This window comes from Stenotrophomonas sp. As-7, assembly GCF_030291015.1.
Classification (GTDB): Bacteria; Pseudomonadota; Gammaproteobacteria; order Xanthomonadales; family Xanthomonadaceae; genus Stenotrophomonas; species Stenotrophomonas lactitubi.
Genome location: NZ_CP127405.1, coordinates 3,678,499 through 3,697,029 on the forward strand (window position 1 = coordinate 3,678,499; position 18,531 = coordinate 3,697,029).

The 18,531-nt window shown below is 65.6% G+C and carries 24 protein-coding genes and 1 tRNA gene; 3 read left to right on the top strand and 22 right to left on the bottom strand.

What is annotated here, in order from left to right:
• Positions 1 to 4 precede the first annotated feature (4 nt).
• The 6 genes from QP457_RS16835 to QP457_RS16860 all read right to left on the bottom strand — a co-directional run bounded on the left by QP457_RS16835 (position 5) and on the right by QP457_RS16860 (position 3,049).
• Positions 5 to 850 (bottom strand): alpha/beta hydrolase-fold protein, encoded by an 846-nt coding sequence (locus QP457_RS16835; RefSeq protein ID WP_205406270.1) that lies wholly within the window; start codon positions 848 to 850, stop codon positions 5 to 7.
• Positions 851 to 996: 146 nt separating this feature from the next.
• A complete protein-coding gene (locus QP457_RS16840; RefSeq protein ID WP_205406269.1) occupies positions 997 to 1,461 on the bottom strand; it encodes a lysis system i-spanin subunit Rz in 465 nt (154 codons plus the stop codon).
• 3 nt (positions 1,462 to 1,464) lie between these two features.
• Positions 1,465 to 2,001, bottom strand: coding sequence for a lysozyme (locus QP457_RS16845; protein ID WP_180165661.1), 537 nt, complete (start codon positions 1,999 to 2,001; stop codon positions 1,465 to 1,467).
• Positions 1,998 to 2,195, bottom strand: a complete 198-nt coding sequence (locus QP457_RS16850; RefSeq protein ID WP_025874660.1) for a hypothetical protein — start codon at positions 2,193 to 2,195, stop codon at positions 1,998 to 2,000. The genes QP457_RS16845 and QP457_RS16850 overlap by 4 nt, the downstream gene beginning before the upstream one ends.
• Before the next feature lie 124 nt (positions 2,196 to 2,319).
• On the bottom strand, positions 2,320 to 2,748 hold the full coding sequence (locus QP457_RS16855; RefSeq protein ID WP_100553301.1) for a hypothetical protein: 429 nt from the start codon (positions 2,746 to 2,748) through the stop codon (positions 2,320 to 2,322).
• A complete protein-coding gene (locus QP457_RS16860) occupies positions 2,738 to 3,049 on the bottom strand; it encodes a YdaS family helix-turn-helix protein (RefSeq protein ID WP_240198419.1) in 312 nt (103 codons plus the stop codon). The genes QP457_RS16855 and QP457_RS16860 overlap by 11 nt, the downstream gene beginning before the upstream one ends.
• 34 nt (positions 3,050 to 3,083) lie before the next feature.
• Between QP457_RS16860 and QP457_RS16865 the strand changes: the two genes are divergently transcribed.
• Positions 3,084 to 3,590 (top strand): hypothetical protein, encoded by a 507-nt coding sequence (locus QP457_RS16865; protein WP_205406268.1) that lies wholly within the window; start codon positions 3,084 to 3,086, stop codon positions 3,588 to 3,590.
• 88 nt (positions 3,591 to 3,678) lie between these two features.
• Positions 3,679 to 3,912, top strand: coding sequence for a hypothetical protein (locus tag QP457_RS16870; protein WP_025874663.1), 234 nt, complete (start codon positions 3,679 to 3,681; stop codon positions 3,910 to 3,912).
• Between the two features lie 218 nt (positions 3,913 to 4,130).
• On the opposite strand, the gene QP457_RS16875 is transcribed toward QP457_RS16870, so the two are convergent.
• Positions 4,131 to 4,206 (bottom strand) — tRNA-Lys (locus tag QP457_RS16875).
• 146 nt (positions 4,207 to 4,352) lie between these two features.
• On the opposite strand from QP457_RS16875, the gene QP457_RS16880 reads away from it, so the two are divergent.
• On the top strand, positions 4,353 to 5,312 hold the full coding sequence (locus QP457_RS16880; RefSeq protein ID WP_205406267.1) for a DUF2268 domain-containing putative Zn-dependent protease: 960 nt from the start codon (positions 4,353 to 4,355) through the stop codon (positions 5,310 to 5,312).
• Positions 5,313 to 5,384: 72 nt separating this feature from the next.
• Here the strand turns inward: QP457_RS16880 and queC are convergent, their stop codons facing one another.
• The 15 genes from queC to QP457_RS16955 all read right to left on the bottom strand — a co-directional run bounded on the left by queC (position 5,385) and on the right by QP457_RS16955 (position 18,413).
• On the bottom strand, positions 5,385 to 6,050 hold the full coding sequence (queC, locus tag QP457_RS16885) for a 7-cyano-7-deazaguanine synthase QueC (RefSeq protein WP_191078216.1): 666 nt from the start codon (positions 6,048 to 6,050) through the stop codon (positions 5,385 to 5,387).
• Positions 6,051 to 6,127: 77 nt separating this feature from the next.
• The gene (queE, locus tag QP457_RS16890; RefSeq protein ID WP_100553344.1) at positions 6,128 to 6,829 is read right to left on the bottom strand and encodes a 7-carboxy-7-deazaguanine synthase QueE; all 702 of its coding nucleotides are present in this window, start codon (positions 6,827 to 6,829) and stop codon (positions 6,128 to 6,130) included.
• A 139-nt stretch (positions 6,830 to 6,968) separates the two neighbouring features.
• A complete protein-coding gene (gene ybgF, locus QP457_RS16895; protein WP_088100990.1) occupies positions 6,969 to 7,787 on the bottom strand; it encodes a tol-pal system protein YbgF in 819 nt (272 codons plus the stop codon).
• Positions 7,788 to 7,790: 3 nt separating this feature from the next.
• Positions 7,791 to 8,309, bottom strand: a complete 519-nt coding sequence (pal, locus tag QP457_RS16900) for a peptidoglycan-associated lipoprotein Pal (protein WP_089236555.1) — start codon at positions 8,307 to 8,309, stop codon at positions 7,791 to 7,793.
• A gap of 64 nt (positions 8,310 to 8,373) precedes the next feature.
• Entirely contained in the window at positions 8,374 to 9,693 is a 1,320-nt protein-coding gene (gene tolB, locus QP457_RS16905; RefSeq protein ID WP_100460130.1) for a Tol-Pal system beta propeller repeat protein TolB, read from the bottom strand.
• Between the two features lie 143 nt (positions 9,694 to 9,836).
• Positions 9,837 to 10,253 (bottom strand): TonB C-terminal domain-containing protein, encoded by a 417-nt coding sequence (locus QP457_RS16910; RefSeq protein ID WP_100553346.1) that lies wholly within the window; start codon positions 10,251 to 10,253, stop codon positions 9,837 to 9,839.
• A 9-nt stretch (positions 10,254 to 10,262) separates the two neighbouring features.
• Entirely contained in the window at positions 10,263 to 11,315 is a 1,053-nt protein-coding gene (gene tolA, locus QP457_RS16915) for a cell envelope integrity protein TolA (RefSeq protein WP_191078218.1), read from the bottom strand.
• On the bottom strand, positions 11,305 to 11,733 hold the full coding sequence (gene tolR / locus QP457_RS16920) for a protein TolR (protein ID WP_100553348.1): 429 nt from the start codon (positions 11,731 to 11,733) through the stop codon (positions 11,305 to 11,307). Before tolR ends, tolA begins: the two co-directional genes overlap by 11 nt.
• A gap of 24 nt (positions 11,734 to 11,757) precedes the next feature.
• Positions 11,758 to 12,537 carry a protein TolQ gene (gene tolQ / locus QP457_RS16925; protein ID WP_025874672.1) on the bottom strand — a complete coding sequence of 260 codons (780 nt, stop codon included), beginning with the start codon at positions 12,535 to 12,537 and terminating at the stop codon, positions 11,758 to 11,760.
• Between the two features lie 10 nt (positions 12,538 to 12,547).
• Positions 12,548 to 12,997 (bottom strand): tol-pal system-associated acyl-CoA thioesterase, encoded by a 450-nt coding sequence (gene ybgC / locus QP457_RS16930; protein ID WP_100553349.1) that lies wholly within the window; start codon positions 12,995 to 12,997, stop codon positions 12,548 to 12,550.
• Complete coding sequence (gene ruvB / locus QP457_RS16935) at positions 12,987 to 14,027, bottom strand: Holliday junction branch migration DNA helicase RuvB (RefSeq protein WP_180165674.1); 1,041 nt, start codon at positions 14,025 to 14,027, stop codon at positions 12,987 to 12,989. Before ruvB ends, ybgC begins: the two co-directional genes overlap by 11 nt.
• Positions 14,028 to 14,454: 427 nt before the next feature.
• Positions 14,455 to 16,374 (bottom strand): potassium transporter Kup, encoded by a 1,920-nt coding sequence (locus QP457_RS16940; protein WP_089236561.1) that lies wholly within the window; start codon positions 16,372 to 16,374, stop codon positions 14,455 to 14,457.
• A gap of 49 nt (positions 16,375 to 16,423) precedes the next feature.
• Positions 16,424 to 17,017 carry a Holliday junction branch migration protein RuvA gene (gene ruvA, locus QP457_RS16945; RefSeq protein ID WP_089236562.1) on the bottom strand — a complete coding sequence of 198 codons (594 nt, stop codon included), beginning with the start codon at positions 17,015 to 17,017 and terminating at the stop codon, positions 16,424 to 16,426.
• 13 nt (positions 17,018 to 17,030) lie between these two features.
• The gene (gene ruvC / locus QP457_RS16950; RefSeq protein ID WP_089236563.1) at positions 17,031 to 17,552 is read right to left on the bottom strand and encodes a crossover junction endodeoxyribonuclease RuvC; all 522 of its coding nucleotides are present in this window, start codon (positions 17,550 to 17,552) and stop codon (positions 17,031 to 17,033) included.
• A gap of 129 nt (positions 17,553 to 17,681) precedes the next feature.
• A complete protein-coding gene (locus QP457_RS16955) occupies positions 17,682 to 18,413 on the bottom strand; it encodes a YebC/PmpR family DNA-binding transcriptional regulator (RefSeq protein WP_089236564.1) in 732 nt (243 codons plus the stop codon).
• Positions 18,414 to 18,531: the final 118 nt, after the last annotated feature.

Consider the following 18,531-nt stretch of genomic DNA (forward strand, 5'->3'; position numbering starts at 1 on the left):
ACTCTCAGGGCGAAGCCGGCGGCGGTGCCGGGAACAGCGTCCGCAGGGCCTGCAGTGCCGCGGGGTGATAGATCGTCGCGTGGGTCTCTTCCGGCAGCGGCTGGTACTTCACCAGCGTTGCCGGTGATGCCTGCTGCATCACTGCCGCCAAGCGTGCGCTCGACGCGGCCAGCTCCGGCTGACCACTGCTGGCCAGGAACAGCCGTGCGCCACTGCGGGCAACTGACGGCAACTGCTTGCCTGCGCCAGACAGCAAAGCGCTGCGGTTCCACCACAGGCTGGGGTCCAGCGCGATGTAACTGTTGAACAAGGTCGGTTCCTGCAGCAGCGTCTCGACCACGAACAGGCCCGCCAGCGATTCGCCGATCAGCGCGCGCTCGTCGGTGGTCGGGTAGCGCTGGCGCACCTGCGGCATCAGTTCATCGCGCAGGAAATCGCGATATGCCGCCGAGCCACCAATACGTGGCGCGATCTTGCGATCCTCCGCCACGTTGCTGGGGCCGGTCATGTCGCGGCGGCGCTCGGTGTTCTCGATACCGACCAACAGGAATGGACGCATGCTGCCATTGCCAGTCAGCACCTGCACCAACCCGGCCACGTGCAGGAAGTCCTCGCCGATGCCGCCGTCCGGCATGTAGATCACCGGCAGCGGCGTCTTCGAGTCCAGGCCCCATGGCTTTGGGCGGTACACGTTGATGCGGCGGGTTTCGCCCAGCGCCTTGGATTCGATGGTGAAGGTTTCGCCGATGGCCAGCGGCGAAGCGACCGCCGGCTCAGCCGCAGACTCGGCGGCCATCAGCGGCGCGGCGGAGACCGCGGACAACAACAGCGACAGCACGATCAAACGCATGGGGCGGCCCATCCTGGGAAAGACGCTGAGCATAACGCCACGCTGATCGCACGGCAGACTTCATCTCGACCCCGATTGCGAAGATCCGCTGCTGAACGCTCGTCATGGGTTACCGAAGGTCTGACCCCACCCCGACCCGCACGCCTTCAACGCCGGTCCAACGCGATCACCGCCTGGCAGCTCCTGAGCTGGTCGTCGGCGTCGCGTCCGATTCGAACAAGCGCTGCCGCAACCTCTGCTCGTAGTTGGGCGCCCGCATCACGTTCGCGGGCGCTGGCGGTGGCGTCGGACAGGCGACCGGTATGGCAGGCGGCGAGGTCGTTGCGCAACCGGAGACTGCCAGCACGCAGGCCAGCGACCACCTCGTCTTCCACTTCGGCCGCACGTTCGCGATCTTGTTCATGTCGTACTCCCAGCGAGGCCATCGCCCCGGTCTGTACCGCCTGTCGTTCGCGTGCTGCGCGCTCGGCCTGCATTGCCTCGGCGTGCTGCAGCGACGCAACCTCTGCCTTTGCGGCATCGCTGCGATCGCCACGCCAGCCCCAGCCAGCCGCGAACATCACCGACGACCACAGCACCAGCAGCGCTATCGCGATCAATGTGCGTGGCATCCCTCACTGCTCCGCCAGGCAGCGGGCATGACGCTGTTGCTGCCGTTGCCATACGCCCCAACACACCGTATTGGGCTGTCCGTTGACCCGGGTCGAGCAGTCGTAGCCCCCTGCCCGCTTCCACAGCAGCAGCGCATCGCATGCCTGGCGGTATTCACCTCGCAGGAGGTGCCCGCGCATGGACGATCCATTCCAGTTGCCGATCCCATACTGGTAGAGGAAGTCGACATAGGTGTCGTACTCACCCTGGGTCAGCGCGACGCCCGGCAACGATGCGCGGAACTGCGATTCCTCGCGCGCCAGATGTGCTTCCACGGTACGCAGCGCACGGACCGGTGTAGTCCGGTCTCCGAGCCGCACCGGCGTGCCATCCTCGCGTCGGGTCGAGCCAAAACCATAGGTCGGCCGATCATTGCGGGTCGGCACCACCGCCGCGTCGGTATAGCCCTCATGCTCGACAATGGCGATCAGGCCTGCGGCACTGAGGACCAGCGCGGCAACCAGACGGCGTACAGGCAACGCTGTGGCCGGCCTGCTCATTCGCGTCCCTTCCGCCGCCACTCGCGCAACCAGCGCCAGCACAGGTAAGCGATCTGGGCGGCGAGATAGATGATGGTCAGGACCACCACCAGGCGGTCCAGGGTTATGCCGGCGGCAAGTGCACCGGCAACGGTTACCGGCGGAGCCGATTTGGCCGCCGCTGCGCCCACTGCGCTGAAGATTTCTTCTTTCATGGAAAGTCCAGGATTCGATGCTGGCCACGACGTACGGAGGTGGCCGGGAGAGGTGCCCGTCTCGCTGCCGGCTGGGCGCGAGGGTTCATCCGGTCGGGAGACGGGCGAAAGTTGAGCCCACCGCTCATGCGGCCTGGGCGATGCCTTCCATCCAGCCGCGCACGCGCTGGAAGCCCAGCTCGACCAGATTCAGGTAATGCCGGTTGGAGACCGGTCGCTGCCCGCAGTTGGCGAGCAGCAGATTGGCGGTCTCGAAGCGCTCGACCTTGCGACGGCCGCGACCGCAGTAGTAGCCACGCAGTGCGCAGGCCATCGCCACGTTGTCACGGGCAACTGCGGTGATGATGTCTTCAATCTGCTGCGCCAGCAGATCCGTCTCCAGTGGCTTGTACCCCTGCGCACGGCCAGGCATGTCGCCGCGATGCTCGATCAGGACAGCCAGCAGGTTGCGTGATTGGAAGCCCAGGTATTCGCAGTCGCGATGCAGGGCGTACTCACCGCCCCAGTGCTCCAGACGGCTGCGGACGTATTCGCCGAACGTATCAAGCTGCATGGTGGGCTTCTCCTTGGATGGACGACGGACCCGGCGCGAACACATCCGGGCGCAGGAATTCGCGGCGGACCGCGCCGGCCGTGGCCAGCTCGATGCGTCGGCACAGACGGGCACCGGGCAACTTGTGGCCGCGGGCGATCATGTAGAGGGTCCGCAGCGCACAGCCGGTCTGGTGGGCCAGACGGCGCATCACGGGGCAACTGGGGGTGCCGTAGCCCCCTTGGGAGATGGCGTAGTCGATGAGGTTCATGGTCCACACATTACCGTCAAGGTAATGGATAGTCAATACCGTTTTGGTCATTTGCTGGATTGGTAATGCAGAGCACCATCTACACATGGACGCCAGTACCGCCCGCACCCTCAACATGCGCCTCCGCGTTGCCGCTGCCGGCGGCCCGGCCGAATGGGCCCGCCTGTTCGGCGGCACCCGCTGGGCGCAGCCCCAGGTCAGCCAGTGGATTTCGGAGAGCAACCCGAAGAGCATCGGCCATCGCCTGGCCCGCGATCTCGAGTCGGCAATGCAGCTCCCGCACGGCACGCTTGATCGTGCCGATCAGGACGTTGATGTGTCGCTTCAGTCTCAACCTACGGGACTGGATTTCGAGAAGATGAGCGCTGCGGTCAAGGTGCTTTCGCACTACCTGGAGCTGGTCGGCGATCCACCGGAATGGATCTACGATCCTGTGCTGCTGGAGACCGCATTCATGGTCGTGGACGCGTTCGGTCAGCCTTCGGCGCCGGACAATGTGCTCGACCTGACGAAGCTTCTGGCAAAACGGATCAGGGAGGCGAAGGATGACTCACACGCGACTCGAGGAGCTCGCACAGCGGTTGGCCGCTAGGACCCAGGAACTGCGCGGCGGTCGCAGCCCGGTGCCGGCCTTGCGGGTGGTGGCCGGTGAGGCGCATGCAGCCCCGGGGGAACGGCGGATGGACGCCATCATGCGCGAGTGGCATTGCCGCATGATCCGCAACGTACGGCGGCGCTGGGGGGAGCCGATGCAGCATGTGATCGACCAGGCCTGTTGCGGAGTGGTGGACATCGACCAGCTCGCCGACGATGCCCTGATCCAGCTGCACAAGGACATGGAACGCGCCGAGGAGTGCATCCGCGAGGGGATTTCCTTCCACGACGCCGGGCTTCTACGCGCGCACTACGGTTGAAAAAGACCTGGCCGGTTGATTCTGACCGGCCAGAGTCGCACGATTCATTACTTAATATTCCCTAATTAATTACCTTAAAGGTAATTATTCGGTGTTGCTGGAAGATTTCCTGCGCCAGCGTCGCGGGCGTGGCCGACCGTGGCCGCACGCGGGCAACAAAAAAGCGCCTCTCGGCGCTTTCTGGCTTGCGCAGCAGATGATGCCGGCGCTGTCTACGATGGTGGGCCGTGATGGATTCGAACCATCGACCAAAAGATTAAAAGTCTTCTGCTCTACCGACTGAGCTAACGGCCCATGCAACATCCCTGCCTATCGGCGGGGTGGGCATTCTACCCTACTTTGCGCGGCAGAGAGAAATCATTGCAGTATCGGCCTGCAGTTAAACCGTTCCATGCACCGGACGCATCTCATCCACGATCCTTCTTCCTTCGGAGCCACGGATGCGCCTGTCCTTCTGTCTGTACGCCTGCCTGCTGCTGCACTGCGCCATCACCACTGCTGCGACCCCATCGGTACAGACAGATGACATCGCCCGATTCTGGAGTACCTACGATGCGGTGCTTGCCGAGCCCGATGGCGCGCAGCGGGTGGCCCTGGTCCGGCAGCACTACATCGAGCCGGGTAGTGCCGGCCTGCATGCACTGATGAAGGTGCGCAACTACACCGCCGTCGAGTACGCCGACGCAATGCTCGCCTGGCCGCGCTTCTGGGCCTCGGTGCGGCCGCTGACCGCCAACGCCCAGCAGGCCAGCGCCATGCTTGAGCGGGATCTGGCGGCGTTCCGCAGGCTCTACCCCGCCCTGCGCCCGGCCAGCATCACCTATGCCGTGGGCGTGCTGCGCACAGGTGGCACCACGCTGGGCAACCAGGTGCTGATAGGCGCGGAGATGGCACTCGGCGATGCAAGCGTGGATGTCAGTGAACTGCCGGAGCCGTTGCGCAGCCGCCTTCGGGTCTTCTACGACAGCACTCCCGGCGCGAACAACGCGCAGAACAACCTGCACGAGTACGTGCACACCCAGCAGCGCGAGACCACCGGCTCGCTTGCGCAGTACGCGGTGCGCGAAGGCGTGGCCGAGTACATCGCCGAACGGATCAGCGGTCGCCGACCGGCGCTGCCGCTGTACACCTACGGGCCGTTGCATGAATCCGACATCCGCGCTCGCTTCATCGTGGAGATGGACGGCAATGATCTGGACAACTGGCTGTACAACAGCGCACGCAATCCGTTCGGGGTGAGTGATGTGGGCTACTACGCCGGTTACCGCATCGCGCAGGAGTACATGCGCCAGCAGCCGGATGAGCAGGCGGCGATCGCACGGATGATCGAGCTGGATTACACAGATCCGGCCACGGTGCGGGCGTTTATCGAGGCGTCGGGGTGGTTGCAGCAGCGGTAGCGCCGGACAGTGCCCGGCGCACAGTGCCAACCAAGGTTGGCACCTACCATTGGGGCATCAGCCCCCATTACCTCAGGCGTACAGCGTCGGGTCGGCCACGCCGGCGTCGGTGAAGCCCTGCGCGCGCAGGCGGCAGGCGTCGCAATGGCCACAGGCCGCGCCGCTGGCATCGGCGTTGTAGCAGGACACGGTCAGGCCGAAGTCGACGCCCAGGCGCACGCCTTCGCTGACGATCTGGCCCTTGCTGAGGAACTGCAGCGGCGCATGCACGGTGATGCCCGCGCCTTCCACGCCCGACTTGGTCGCCAGGTTGGCCAGCGTCTGGAAGGCGGCGATGAACTCGGGACGGCAATCCGGGTAACCGGAGTAGTCCACGGCGTTGACGCCGCAGAAGATGTCGTTGGCACCGAGCACTTCGGCCCAGCCCAAGGCCAACGACAGCATGATGGTGTTGCGCGCCGGCACGTAGGTGACCGGGATGCCCTCGCCGCCCGCCTCGGGCACATCGATGTCATCGGTAAGCGCCGAGCCGCCGATGCTGCGCAGGTCCACGTCCACGGTCTTGTGCACGATCACGCCCTGGGCCTTGGCCACGCGCGCGGCGGCATCCAGCTCGGAGGTATGGCGCTGGCCGTAACGCACGCTCAGCGCATGCACGGCGAAGCCCTGTTCCTGGGCCATGGCGATGACGGCGGCTGAATCCATGCCGCCGGAGAGAAGCACGACTGCCTTCTTCATGGGTAAATCATCCGGTTTGGGGGAAAAGCCAGCACGCTGTCCCGCGCCGGAACTACATCAAGGAATAACGGACGGGCTCAGCGGCCCGGCTCGTCATTCCAGAGAATCTTATGCAACTGCATCTGGAAGCGCACCGGCAGCCGGTCTTCCACGATCCAGTCCGCCAGCTGGCGGGCAGTGATCTCGCCCTTGCTGGGCGAGAAGAACACCATCGTGCGCTGTACCAGTTCGTGTTCGGCGACCATGGCCTTGGCCCAGTCGTAGTCTTCGCGGTTGCAGATCACGAACTTGATCTGGTCGCGCGTGGTCAGCAGCGGCAGGTTCTCCAGCCGGTTGCGGGCGACCTCGGCCGAGCCGGGGGTCTTGATGTCGACCACACGCGACACGCGCGGATCGACCGCGCCGACGTCCAGCGCACCTGAGGTTTCCAGCGACACATCCAGGCCGGCATCACACAGCTTCTGCAGCAGCACCAAGCAGCGCTTCTGTGCCAGCGGCTCGCCGCCGGTCACACAGACGTGACGCACGCCCTGCGCCAGCACCTCGGCGACGATGTCATCGATGTCCCACCAGGTGCCGCCGTGGAAGGCGTACGCGGTGTCGCAGTACTGGCAGCGCAGCGGGCAGCCGGTCAGGCGCACGAACACGGTCGGCCAACCAGCGGTATCGGCTTCGCCCTGCAGCGAGGTGAAGATCTCGGTGATCTTCAGGCGCGGCAGTGGCGACTGCACGATTTCGCTGGGCGTGGCGACGGCGGCGGACGGGGAAACGGCGGTCATGGCAAACAATTCTTCATGGGACGGGCGACGGATGTATCGGCGCCGGAAACGAAAGCAGCCGAGCATGGGCTCGGCTCTACAGGAGGCTGCCGGGAGTCAGCCCGGCGCCAGGGTGCGTATTGTACGCCCGGTCAGCGGATCAGCGGATCTGATTGCCGAGGCGGATCGATTGCAGGCGGTCCTGCGCGGTACGCGCGGCATCCGAGCCCGGGTATTGCGCCACGACGGTCTCCAGCGTCTGCTGGGCCTGGTCGACCTTGCCCTCGCCATACTGCGAGAGGCCGACCTTGAGCAGGCCACCTGCGGCCTTGTCGTGGGTGGGATAGCGCGAGAGCAGTTCGCGGAACTGGGACTCGGCCATCGGGAAATTGCGGGTAGCGTAGTAGCTCTCGCCCAGCCAGTACAGCGCATTGGGGGCGTAGACACCGTTCGGGTAGAGCTCCAGGAAGCTCAGGAACAGCTGCGCCGAATCATCGTACTTGCCTGCCTTCAACGCATCGAAAGCCACGTTGTAGGACGTACGCTCGTCACCGGTGACGGCCAGGCTGCCCGGGTCACCATGGACGGAAGGCGGCCGCTCGGAAGTGGCCGCCGCTGCGGGTTTTGCCGGGGCTGCAGGAGCCTTCGGTGCGCTCGCCGGAACAGCAGGCAGGGCCGGGGCGGCAGAGCCCCCTTCCAACCGGTTCAGGCGGCTGTCCAGATCCAGGTACTGGTCCTGGGCGGACTGCTTGAGCTGGGCGTTGTCGTGCTGGAGTTGCTCGATCGAGGCCTGCAGGCTGGTGACCTGCTGCCGCAGCTGGTTGATCTGGTTCAACAGGTCCTGGTTGGCACTGTTGTTGTACATCTGCTGCTCGAGCGAACCGACACGGTCGGCCAGACTCTGACGTTGTGCATGCGCCGGTGCGGCAGCCACGAGGGCTGCCGCAACGACCAGCATCAGTTTGATGCCAAGGCGCATGGATTACTGCGCGGTGTAGACGATTTCGACGCGACGGTTCTGCGACCAGCAGGACTCGTTCGACTCGGTGCAGACCGGACGCTCTTCACCGTAGGACACGACGGTCAGCTGCGAAGCCGAGCCACCGTTGGCCTGCAGCGCCGAGTTGACGCCGTTGCCACGACGCTCGCCCAGAGCCTGGTTGTACGCGCGCGAACCGCGCTCGTCGGTGTGGCCCTGCAGGGTGATGCGCGAAGACGGACGGTCACGCAGGTACTTGGCGTGGCAAGCCATGATGGCCTGGAATTCCGGCTTCACTTCTTCCTTGTCCAGGTCGAAGTAGACAACGCGCTGACGCAGGCAGGCATCGGTGTCCAGATCGCCCGGGCCGTACAGGCCGGAGGTGGACGGACCGGTCGGGGTGGTGGTCGAGGTGCCGGTATCGACCGGAGCCGGGGCTTCTTCCTTGACCTTCTTCGAGCAACCGGCCAGGACGGCCACGGACAGCAGGGAAACAAGCAGAACGCGGGTGGACTTGTTCATGGCGATACCTTTGTGGCTCCTAAGCCGATGAGGGGTTCAATACAGAGAAAATATTAACACTCTTTTAGCGCTGGGTACGGTATGGGGACCATGCCGGCTCGCGCACATCACCGTCTGCCAGGACCAGGCGCTGGCGCACGCGCGCGTCGGCCGAGACGGCGTACAGCACACCACGACCACCCTCACGGGCGGCATACAGCACCATGCTCGCGTTGGGCGCGAAGCTCGGCGATTCGTCCAGCGAACCCGGCGACAGCGTGCTCCAGCGCGGCGAGCCCAGCGAGCTGTCCATCAGCGCGATCTTGTAGCTGTTGCCCGAACCCTGGGCGACAGCGATCTTCTTGCCGTCGTAGGACACCGACGGCTTGGCGTTGTAGTTGCCCTGGAAGGTCACGCGCTCGGCGCTGCCACCACCTGCGCCGACCTTGTAGACCTGCGGACGGCCGCCGCGATCAGAGGTGAAGTACACCGCGCTGCCGTCCGGGGCCCAGGTCGGCTCGGTGTCGATGGCGAAGTGGTTGGTCAGCTGGGTCAGCTGCTTGCTGCCCAGGTCCATCACGTAGATTTCCGGGTTGCCCGAACGCGACAGGGTCAGGGCCAGCTTGCGGCCGTCCGGCGAGAAGGCCGGGGCGCTGTTGATGCCGCGGAAGCTGGTGACCAGTTCACGGGCGCCGGTGGAGATGTTCTGGATGTAGATGGCCGAGTTGCCACGCTCGAAGCTGACGTAGGCCAGTTTGTTGCCATCCGGGCTCCACGACGGCGACAGCAGCGGCTCGGCCGAACGCACGATGGTCTGCGGGTTGAAGCCGTCCGAATCGGCGACCATCAGCGCATAGCGCATGGCGTCGCCCTTGCCGCTGGCGGTCACGTAGGCGATGCGGGTCCAGAAGGCGCCACGGACACCGGTGATCTTTTCGTAGATGGCGTCGGCCATCTGGTGGGCGACGTCGCGCATGGCGTTGCCGCGCGCGGTCATCGCCAGGCCCAGCAGGCGCTCGCCCTTGGGCACGTCGAACAGTTCGTACTCGACGCGGTAGGCGCCGGCGCCGGCATCCATGACCCGGCCGACGACGATGTAGTTCTGCTTCAGCGCGCGCCAGGTGGCGAACTGGATGTCACCGCCACGGATCGGCTTTTCGACGATCTGCGCTTCGGGCAGCGTGCGGAACTGGCCCGAACGCTCGAGATCGGCACGGACCACACCGGCGACGTCGGTCTGCGGAGCGGCCGCCGAACCCTGGTAGGGCATCGGCACGATGGTGATCGGGAGGGCGGAGGCATTGCCGCCGATGATGTCGATATCCAGCCCCTTCTGCTGCGCGACGGCAGCAAAGGGCAGCAACAGAGCCGCAAACACGGCAAGCCAGCGAGGCATCTTCTTCATGGAGAGCTCAAAAAAGGGAAACCGGAACGAGGGATAGCAAAACGGGAGTGAACCGCTTCGCAATCATGAACCAAGGGTACGTGAAAGGAGAGTCACTTGGGGCAAGACAATCACGCGCCTTTAACGAAAACGCAGGATCTCTACTACTCCGCGACAAAGGTCAGCTGTAGATGTCGCACGTAGACAGACTGGAATCCCTCGATGGGCAATGGCTGCGCCCTGCGGACGGCATCCTCCAGAGACGACCGCCCCACGGCATCGAACTGGCAGTCGGACTGCGTCTCTACGGAGATGACGGTGCCGGTGGGCAACTGCAGGACGCGCGCGGAGCACCGTTGGCCCGGCAGCACCGAAGCTGGACGAAGCCAATGCTCCACAATCCGCGCGCGAACAGCGTCGGCGTAGGCCTTCTGCAATGCCAGATGATCATTGCGGGGCGAGCCTGCGTGCTCTGCTGCCGATAACGACAGCGCCATCGGCAACGACAGCGCGAACGCACACAGACGCAGGGCTCCTTTCGTCGCGGGTCCTCCACAGCGCGGGGGGCGGGCGTTGGTCATTCTGTTCCGTCAGTCCTGAGCAGTGAAGGTCAGGTTGAGCGTGCGGTTGAACACCTTCTCGAAGCCCCGGTATGGCAACGGCTGGGCGTTGAGAACGGCCGCTTCGATCGAGCGCCTGCCCGCTTCATCATAGGCGCAGTTGGAACTCACCTTGGCCTGCAGCACCTGCCCGCCCGGAATCTGGGTGATGGTGACCTGGCACTTCTGCCCCAGCGGTACGCTGTCCGGACGTGTCCAGGTATCGCGCACCTTGGCCTGGATGGCCGCAGCGTACTTGGCAGACAGGTCGTCACTGCTGCCACCACCACCGGCGGCCGGCTGTGCGGCGCCGCTGGCACCGGCAGCGGCCGTGCCTGCGGCATTGCGCGCGGCGGCAACCTGGCGCAGCTTCTGCTCGGCCAGCTTGGCTTCCTTCTCGGCCTGCTCGCGGCGGGCACGGATGTCGGCGATCTTCTTCTGCTTCTCGGCCTCGGCCTTGTCGGCCGCCAGACGCTCCTGCTCGGCCTGCTTCTTCTTGGCGTCCGCTTCCTGCTGCTTGGCCAGGCGCAGCTTCTGCTCGGCCTCTTCCTGGCGCTTGCGCTCGGTCAGGTCGATCTGCTCCTGGCGGCGCTTGGCTTCCTGCTCCTGCTTGGCCTTTTCCTGCGAGATCGCCAACGCGCTGACCGCATCCTGGTCCTTGGTGTCGGGCTGCGCCACGCGCTCCTGCGCCTGTTGCTGCTGCGGCGTCGGCGCGTCCTGCGGGCGCGGCTCTTCAATCGGCTGCGGCGGCGGGATGGTGTCTTCCGGCACCGGGATCGGCTCGGCCACCGGCGGCGGCAGGTCTTCCAGCTTCTCCGACTGGCGCAGGGCCTGGCGCGCGGCAGCCGCCTCGGAGGCGGACAGCGCCAGGCTGGCCTCCACCGAGGGATCGCCTGCGGCGGCATCGGTATTGCGCTGGGGCGACCACAGCCAGGCGCCGATGAAGATCAGCGCCACCAGCAGGTGCACCAGCACGGCCAGCACCAGGGGCAGGCCCCAGCCCGGTTCCTCCGTATGCGGCGGCGGCAGGGCGTCAGCGTGCATCGGTGGCCAGGCTCACCTTGTCGACGTGGGCACGCTTGATCACGTCCATCGCATCGATGACCTTTTCATAGGCCACGGCACGGTCGGCGGCGACGATCACGCGCACGTCCTTGTCCTGCGCGGCGATGCCGGACAGGTGGCCCTGCAGTTCCTCGGCGGTGACTGCGGTGGGCTCCTTGGCGTCGGGCAGCTTGAGGCTGAGCTGGCCGTCCTGGCGCACCGAGACGATCAACGGATCCTGCTTGCTTTCCAGCGCCTTGGCGTTGGAATTGGGCAGGTCGACGTCGAAAGTCAGGGTGAGCATGGGCGCGGTGACCATGAAGATGATCAACAGCACCAGCATGACGTCGATATAGGGAACGACGTTGATTTCCGATTTCAGCTTGCGGCGCTTGCGGCGACCGATGGCAGCGGACATGGCTTGGACTCCCGGGTCTGGCGCTTACTCGTCGCCAGCGCTCTGGCGCTGCAGGATCGAGCTGAACTCGTCGGCGAAGGTCTCGAAACGCACCGACATGCGCTCCACGCGGGTGGTGAAGCGGTTGTAGGCCCACACTGCCGGAATCGCCACGAACAGGCCGATGGCGGTGGCGAACAGCGCCTCGGAGATGCCCGGGGCGACGGCGGCGATACCGGCCTGGGCACCGCTGCTGATCATGTCGTGCATGGTCACCATGATGCCGAACACGGTGCCGACCAGGCCCACATACGGGGCAGTGGAGCCGATGTTGGCCAGCAGTTCCAGGTTGCGCTCGAGCTGGTCGACTTCGCGGGTATAGGTGGTGCGCATCGCGCGCTGGGCACCTTCCAGCTGGGCACGGCCATCCAACCGGCGCTTGTCGCGCAGGCGGGTGTACTCGCGGAAACCGGCTTCGAAGATCGCTTCCAGCCCGCCGACATTGCGGCTGCGGTCGGTGGCCGAGCTGTACAGCTTGCCCAGGTCGGCACCGGACCAGAAGCGGTTCTCGAACTCATCGGCTTCGCGGGTGGCCTGCTTGAAGATGCGGGCCTTGCGGAAAATGATCACCCAGCTGACGAACGAGCCGACCAGCAGCGCCAGCACGATGATCTTCACCGGCAGGCTGGCCTTGGCCATCAGTTCGAGGTAGTTGATGCCGCCGCCGGTGGTGGCCTGGGCAAGGGTCTGGGTCGCGGCATTGCTGACGTCAGCCGGCAAAGCCTCGGTGACCGTGGCCTGCAGGGCCAGGAGCGTTGCGATCATCCGTTGTTCCTCAAGAGTTCTGTTCGGATTCGGGGTGGAGGTGGGGTTGCAGCGCGGCAAGGACCAGATCGTCCATGCCACGCGGGCGGAAACTGGCCGCGTCCAGTGCGGCGATGCGGACCTGCGCGGACAGCAGCAGCTGGCCGTCGCGCAGGACCTGCTGGTCGAAGACCATGCTGGCCTTTTTCAGCTGGACCAGGCTGGCGCTCACCTGCAGCTGGTCATCCAGCCGTGCCGGCTTGATGAAGTCCATCTGCATGGAGCGCACCGCGAAGACCATGCCGTGCTCGGTACGCATGCGCTCCTGGCCGAAGCCCAGCGCACGCATCCATTCGGTCCGGGCCCGTTCCATGAAGGCCACGTAGCGGGCGTGGTAGACCACTCCGCCAGCGTCGGTATCTTCCCAGTAAATGCGTGTCGGCCAACTGAATCGGGGTTCAACCGAGGGTTCAACCGACATCGGGGACCTCGGCGAACAGATCCTGCGGCGGGTTTTTCGGCTTCAGGCCCATGTGCCGGTAGGCCTTGTGGGTGGCCATGCGGCCGCGCGCGGTGCGCACCAGGTAGCCCTGCTGGATCAGGTACGGCTCGACCACATCTTCGAGCGTGCCACGCTCTTCGGACAGCGCCGCAGCCAGCGATTCAATGCCAACCGGGCCACCGTCGAAGTAGTCGACCATGGTCTTCAGCAGCCGACGATCGAGCTCGTCGAAGCCCTCCGGGTCGACCTTGAGCATCTGCATCGCCGCCTGGGCCACGGTCTGGTCGATGTGGCCACCGGCCTTGACCTGGGCGTAATCGCGCACGCGGCGCAGCAGGCGGTTGGCGATACGCGGGGTGCCACGCGCGCGGCGCGCGATCTCCCCTGCCCCGTCGGCGGTGCAGTCGATGGCCAGGATGGCGGCCGAGCGACGCACGATGCGGGTCAGTTCTTCGACGCTGTAGAACTCCAGGCGCTGGACGATGCCGAAGCGGTCGCGCAGCGGCGCGGTCAACAGACCGGCGCGGGTGGTGGCGCCGATCAGGGTGAACGGCGGCAGATCGATCTTGATCGAGCGCGCCGCTGGGCCCTCGCCGATCATGATGTCGATCTGGAAATCTTCCATCGCCGGGTACAGCACTTCTTCCACCACCGGCGACAGGCGATGGATTTCGTCGATGAACAGCACATCGTGCGGCTGCAGATTGGTCAGCAGCGCGGCGAGGTCGCCGGCCTTTTCGATCACCGGGCCGGAGGTCACGCGCAGGGCCACGCCCAGTTCGTTGGCGATGACATGGCTGAGGGTGGTCTTGCCCAGGCCGGGCGGGCCGAAGATCAGCACGTGGTCCAGCGCATCGCCACGACCCTTGGCGGCCTGGATGTAGATATCCATCTGCTCGCGCACCGGCACCTGGCCGAGGTAGTCGGCAAGTCGCTTGGGTCGGATGCTGGCGTCGGCGGCGTCATCCTCGCGGGTGGCGCCGGCGGCGATGATGCGGTCGTCGGTCATGTGCTGATTATGCGGCAAAAACGGGGGGATTCGGCCGGGCTGCGCCCGGCACCTGCAGAGGCAACGGCAACGTCAAAGGCCGAAGCAAAGCGGGCATTCCGTGAAATGGCGGGGTGGGTCCGGTTGAGGGGGACGCCGTAAACCCATCCTTGGGGGCTTGGTCGCGGCATCCATGCCGCTCACACCCCCTCAACCGGACCCACCCCGCCTTCGACAGATCTCCGCAATCTGTCGGAATGAAATGGCCTGCTCCTGGTGGGTGTCGACCCTGATCGACACGGTATGGCCTGCTCTTGGTGGGTGTCGACCTTGGTCGACACAGTAGATCCACGCCATGCGTGGATGGCGCTGGATGGCGCTGGATGGCACGAACCGAACATGGGGTCAGAGCCCTTTTCCCGTGGAAAAGGGATCCGACCCCGTGCGGTCAGATCTCCACCTGCGCGCCCAGCTCTACCAGGCGGTTGCCCGGAATGCGGAAGAAGCCCGTCGCCGGGGCGGCGTTCCTGTGCATCAGCGCGAACAGCTTGTCGCGCCAGATCGGCATGCCACGGTTGGCGGTGGCGACGATGGTTTCGCGGCTGGCGAAGAAGGTGGTGTCCATCGGGTCGAAGTAGATGCCGCCGTGGTCGCACGAGCGCATCAGTGCCAGCGGGACGTCGGGGGTCTCCATGAAGCCGAAACGCACGTAGACGCGGTAGAACTCATCGCCCACCGATTCGATCTTGAGGCGCTGCCCCTCCGCCGCGTACGGCACCGGCAGGGTCACCACGTGCAGGAACACGTTGCGCTCGTGCAGCACCTTGTTGTGCTTGAGGTTGTGCATCAGCGCATGCGGGGCCACGGTCGGGTCGGCGGTGAGGAACACCGCAGTGCCCGGTACGCGTACCGGCGGCGCCAGCATCAGGCCCGGCAGGAAGGTGTCGATGCGGATGCCGTCCTTGCGGATCTCGTCGCGCAGCAGTTCGCGGCCACGGCGCCAGGTGCGCATCATGGTGAACAGGAAGATGCCCAACACCACCGGGAACCAGGCGCCCTGCAGCAGCTTGGCGCCGTTGGCGATGACAAAGCCCAGATCGATGACGAAGAACACCACGCACAGCGGCAGGATCCAGTTGCGTGCCTTCGGCCACAGCGAACGTGCGACCAGGGCCAGCAGCAGGGTATCGATCAGCATGGTGGCCGATACCGAGATGCCGTAGGCCACGGCCAGGTTGGACGAGCTGCGGAAGGCCAGCACCAGGCCGATCACCATCACCGCGATGCCCCAGTTGATGCCGGGGATGTAGATCTGGCCGATGGTGTCGTGCGAGGTGTGCTTGATGCGCATGCGCGGGATGTAACCCAGCTGCATGGCCTGGCGCGAGACCGAGAAAGCGCCGGTGATGACCGACTGCGAGGCGATCACTGCGGCCATCGTGGCCAGCACGATCATCGGGTACAGCGCCCACGACGGTACCGCCTCGAAGAACGGGTTCTTCACCGCCTCGGGATGATTGAGCACCAGCGCGCCCTGCCCCAGGTAGTTCAGCACCAGGCACGGCAGCACGAAGAAGTACCAGGCGTGGCGGATCGGCTTGGCACCGAAGTGACCCATGTCGGCATACAGCGCCTCGCCACCGGTTACCGCCAGCACCACCGCGCCGAGGATGAAGATGCTGTGCCAGCCGTGTTCCATGAAGAAGCGGATCGCCCACCACGGGTTGAACGCTTTCAGCACTTCCGGCGCATCGACGATGTTGTAGATGCCGATCGCCGCCAGCGAGATGAACCAGATCGAGGTGATGGGGCCGAACAGCTTTCCGATCTTCTCGGTACCAAAGCGCTGCACCGCGAACACCGCCAGCAGCACCACCACGGTGATCGGCACGATGAAGGCATGCAGCCCGGGGGCCGCCACCTCCAGGCCTTCGACCGCGCCGAGCACCGATATCGCTGGCGTGATCACGCCGTCGCCGAAGAACAGCGACGCGCCGAAGATGCCGAGGATGCCGACCACGTACGCCGAGCGTGACCCGTTGCGCAGCGTGCGCTGGGTCAGCGCCATCAGCGCCATGATGCCGCCCTCACCGTCATTGTCGGCGCGCATGATGATGGTCACGTACTTCAGGGTGACCACGATGTTCAGCGCCCAGAACGCCAGCGACAGCACGCCCAGCACGGTGTCGTGGTCGCTGGTGAGCCCGTAGTGCGGCGAGAACGCCTCCTTCAGGGTGTACAGCGGGCTGGTGCCGATATCGCCGAAGACCACGCCGATCGCACCGATGATCAGCGCCAGCCCCCCGGCGGGGGGAGCGTGACCATGGCCGCCATGGGCGGCGGTGTGCGGGGTTTGACTGCTGGACATGGGGCTCCTGGCGAAGCTCAGGGTGTAATGGGAAAGGAAACGGCGCGGCTCAGCGCAGCGCCGATTGCAGGGCCTTGCGGATGACCATGGCCACTTCGTCGCCCTCGTTGAAGGCTTCGCGCGCCATCCGCGCCGCCTCGGTCGGCTTGTAGCCCAGCTGCTGCAGCGCCACGGTGGCATCGGACAGCGGATCGGCCGGGGCCGGGCCACTGCCGGTCGGCAGTGCGCCACCGGCGCCGAACTGCGCCGCGCGGTCACGCAGTTCCAGCACCATGCGCTCGGCGGTCTTCTTGCCGATGCCCGGGATGCGGGTCAGCGCGGTGATGTCGCCGGCCTGGACCATGCGTGCGAATTCTTCGACGGTGACGCCGGACAGCACGGCCAGCGCGATCTTCGCGCCGATGCCGCTGACCCGCTGCACGTCGCGGAACAGGCGGCGCTCGCCTTCGCGCAGGAAGCCGTACAGCGAGACGCTGTCTTCCTTCTGCGAATAGTGGGTGTAAAGGATGACCTCACGGCCGAGCTCGGGCAGGTCGTAGAAGGTGCTCATCGGCGCCTCCAGCTCGTAGCCCACCCCGTTGACGTCCACCACCAGCCACGGCGGCGCCTTGTAGGCGACGATTCCGCGCAGTCGACCGATCATTGCGTGCAGCTCCTCATTTGCGACCCCACGCCTGGCGGGCAGTCAGCCCCAGGCGGTTGGCCGTTGCCCTTACGTGGGCATGGGTGATGGCCACGGCCAACGCGTCGGCCGCGTCGGCCTGCAGCTTGGTTTTCAGGTTGAGCATGAGCCCGACCATGTGTTGAACCTGTTGCTTTTCGGCGCCGCCACGACCGACAACCGCCAGCTTGATCTCGCTGGCAGCGTATTCGTGCACGGGCAGGTCGCGCAGCACCACCGCCGAAATCGCCGCGCCACGGGCCTGGCCCAGCTTCAGCGCCGAATCGGGGTTGCGTGCCATGAACACCTTTTCGATGGCCACTTCCTGCGGCTGGTACTCGTGGCACAGCTCGGCCAGGCCCAGCACCAGCAGCTTCATGCGCTGCGGGAAGTCGTCGGCCCCCAGCAACACCAGCGGCTGGTGATGCACGTGGCTGACCCGGCCGCTGGCATCGACATCGATGATGCCGACCCCGGTCCGTTGTGAACCCGGGTCGATGCCGAGAATACGGGTCATGCGGCACACACGCAGGCGCCGCTGATCCAGGCAGGACGCATGCGGCGGTGATGGCTGGAAACGTCTGGGGTCATCATGGTCCGCATTGTCCGCTCACCGGCCGCCAAAGGCGACCGGTGGAGCGTACGTTCAGGCGTAGGCGTCCGCGCCGAGATCGGCGTTGGAGTACACGTCCTGCACGTCGTCGAGGTCTTCCAGCATGTCCAGCAGCTTCTTGACCTGCAGGACGGTGTCGCCCTCGACCTTGATGTCGTTGTCGGCGCGGAAGGTCAGCTCGGCATGGTCCGGCGTGCGGCCAGCCGCCTGCATCGCATCCTTGACCGCGTGGAAGCTGTCCGCGGCGGTGAGCACGTCGATCGCGCCATCCTCCGGGTAGACCACGATGTCATCGGCACCGGCCTCGATGGCCGCTTCGGAGATGGCGTCCTCATCGGCGCCGGCAGCGTAATGCAGCACGCCCACGCGCTTGAACATGAAGCTGACCGAGCCTTCGGTGCCCATGTTGCCGCCGCACTTGCTGAACGCATGGCGGACATCGGCCACGGTGCGCACGCGGTTGTCGGTCAGGCAATCGACGATGACGGCGACGCCACCGGGCGCGTAGCCCTCGTAGCGGATCTCTTCGTACTCGACGCCTTCCAGTTCACCGGTGGCCTTCTTGATGGCGCGCTCGATCACGTCCTTGGACATGTTCGCGGTCAACGCTTTGTCCACGGCCACACGCAGGCGCGGGTTGTTGTTGGGGTCGCCTCCACCGCCGCGCGCGGCGACGCCGATCTCACGGATGATCTTGGTGAAAATCTTGCCGCGCTTCGCGTCAGACGCGTTTTTGCGGTTCTCGATGGAGGGGCCTCTACCCATGGGTCTTTCCGTACGTGCGTTGATGGATAAGGCCGCGGATTCTACCTGATCGGGCCCGGCGACCGTGTCGAGGGCGGACAGATGCCGCATGGCCCGGCGCCCCGGTAGCGCCGGGCCA

What these genes read in the sequence shown, in the direction of transcription:
- QP457_RS16835 (WP_205406270.1), bottom strand. Translation starts at nt 850, where the DNA reads ATGCGTTTGATCGTGCTGTCGCTGTTGTTGTCCGCGGTCTCCGCCGCG.
- QP457_RS16840 (WP_205406269.1), bottom strand. Translation starts at nt 1,461, where the DNA reads ATGCCACGCACATTGATCGCGATAGCGCTGCTGGTGCTGTGGTCGTCG.
- QP457_RS16845 (WP_180165661.1), bottom strand. Translation starts at nt 2,001, where the DNA reads ATGAGCAGGCCGGCCACAGCGTTGCCTGTACGCCGTCTGGTTGCCGCG.
- QP457_RS16850 (WP_025874660.1), bottom strand. Translation starts at nt 2,195, where the DNA reads ATGAAAGAAGAAATCTTCAGCGCAGTGGGCGCAGCGGCGGCCAAATCG.
- QP457_RS16855 (WP_100553301.1), bottom strand. Translation starts at nt 2,748, where the DNA reads ATGCAGCTTGATACGTTCGGCGAATACGTCCGCAGCCGTCTGGAGCAC.
- QP457_RS16860 (WP_240198419.1), bottom strand. Translation starts at nt 3,049, where the DNA reads ATGACCAAAACGGTATTGACTATCCATTACCTTGACGGTAATGTGTGG.
- QP457_RS16865 (WP_205406268.1), top strand. Translation starts at nt 3,084, where the DNA reads ATGGACGCCAGTACCGCCCGCACCCTCAACATGCGCCTCCGCGTTGCC.
- QP457_RS16870 (WP_025874663.1), top strand. Translation starts at nt 3,679, where the DNA reads ATGGACGCCATCATGCGCGAGTGGCATTGCCGCATGATCCGCAACGTA.
- QP457_RS16880 (WP_205406267.1), top strand. Translation starts at nt 4,353, where the DNA reads ATGCGCCTGTCCTTCTGTCTGTACGCCTGCCTGCTGCTGCACTGCGCC.
- queC (WP_191078216.1), bottom strand. Translation starts at nt 6,050, where the DNA reads ATGAAGAAGGCAGTCGTGCTTCTCTCCGGCGGCATGGATTCAGCCGCC.
- queE (WP_100553344.1), bottom strand. Translation starts at nt 6,829, where the DNA reads ATGACCGCCGTTTCCCCGTCCGCCGCCGTCGCCACGCCCAGCGAAATC.
- ybgF (WP_088100990.1), bottom strand. Translation starts at nt 7,787, where the DNA reads ATGCGCCTTGGCATCAAACTGATGCTGGTCGTTGCGGCAGCCCTCGTG.
- pal (WP_089236555.1), bottom strand. Translation starts at nt 8,309, where the DNA reads ATGAACAAGTCCACCCGCGTTCTGCTTGTTTCCCTGCTGTCCGTGGCC.
- tolB (WP_100460130.1), bottom strand. Translation starts at nt 9,693, where the DNA reads ATGAAGAAGATGCCTCGCTGGCTTGCCGTGTTTGCGGCTCTGTTGCTG.
- QP457_RS16910 (WP_100553346.1), bottom strand. Translation starts at nt 10,253, where the DNA reads ATGACCAACGCCCGCCCCCCGCGCTGTGGAGGACCCGCGACGAAAGGA.
- tolA (WP_191078218.1), bottom strand. Translation starts at nt 11,315, where the DNA reads ATGCACGCTGACGCCCTGCCGCCGCCGCATACGGAGGAACCGGGCTGG.
- tolR (WP_100553348.1), bottom strand. Translation starts at nt 11,733, where the DNA reads ATGTCCGCTGCCATCGGTCGCCGCAAGCGCCGCAAGCTGAAATCGGAA.
- tolQ (WP_025874672.1), bottom strand. Translation starts at nt 12,537, where the DNA reads ATGATCGCAACGCTCCTGGCCCTGCAGGCCACGGTCACCGAGGCTTTG.
- ybgC (WP_100553349.1), bottom strand. Translation starts at nt 12,997, where the DNA reads ATGTCGGTTGAACCCTCGGTTGAACCCCGATTCAGTTGGCCGACACGC.
- ruvB (WP_180165674.1), bottom strand. Translation starts at nt 14,027, where the DNA reads ATGACCGACGACCGCATCATCGCCGCCGGCGCCACCCGCGAGGATGAC.
- QP457_RS16940 (WP_089236561.1), bottom strand. Translation starts at nt 16,374, where the DNA reads ATGTCCAGCAGTCAAACCCCGCACACCGCCGCCCATGGCGGCCATGGT.
- ruvA (WP_089236562.1), bottom strand. Translation starts at nt 17,017, where the DNA reads ATGATCGGTCGACTGCGCGGAATCGTCGCCTACAAGGCGCCGCCGTGG.
- ruvC (WP_089236563.1), bottom strand. Translation starts at nt 17,552, where the DNA reads ATGACCCGTATTCTCGGCATCGACCCGGGTTCACAACGGACCGGGGTC.
- QP457_RS16955 (WP_089236564.1), bottom strand. Translation starts at nt 18,413, where the DNA reads ATGGGTAGAGGCCCCTCCATCGAGAACCGCAAAAACGCGTCTGACGCG.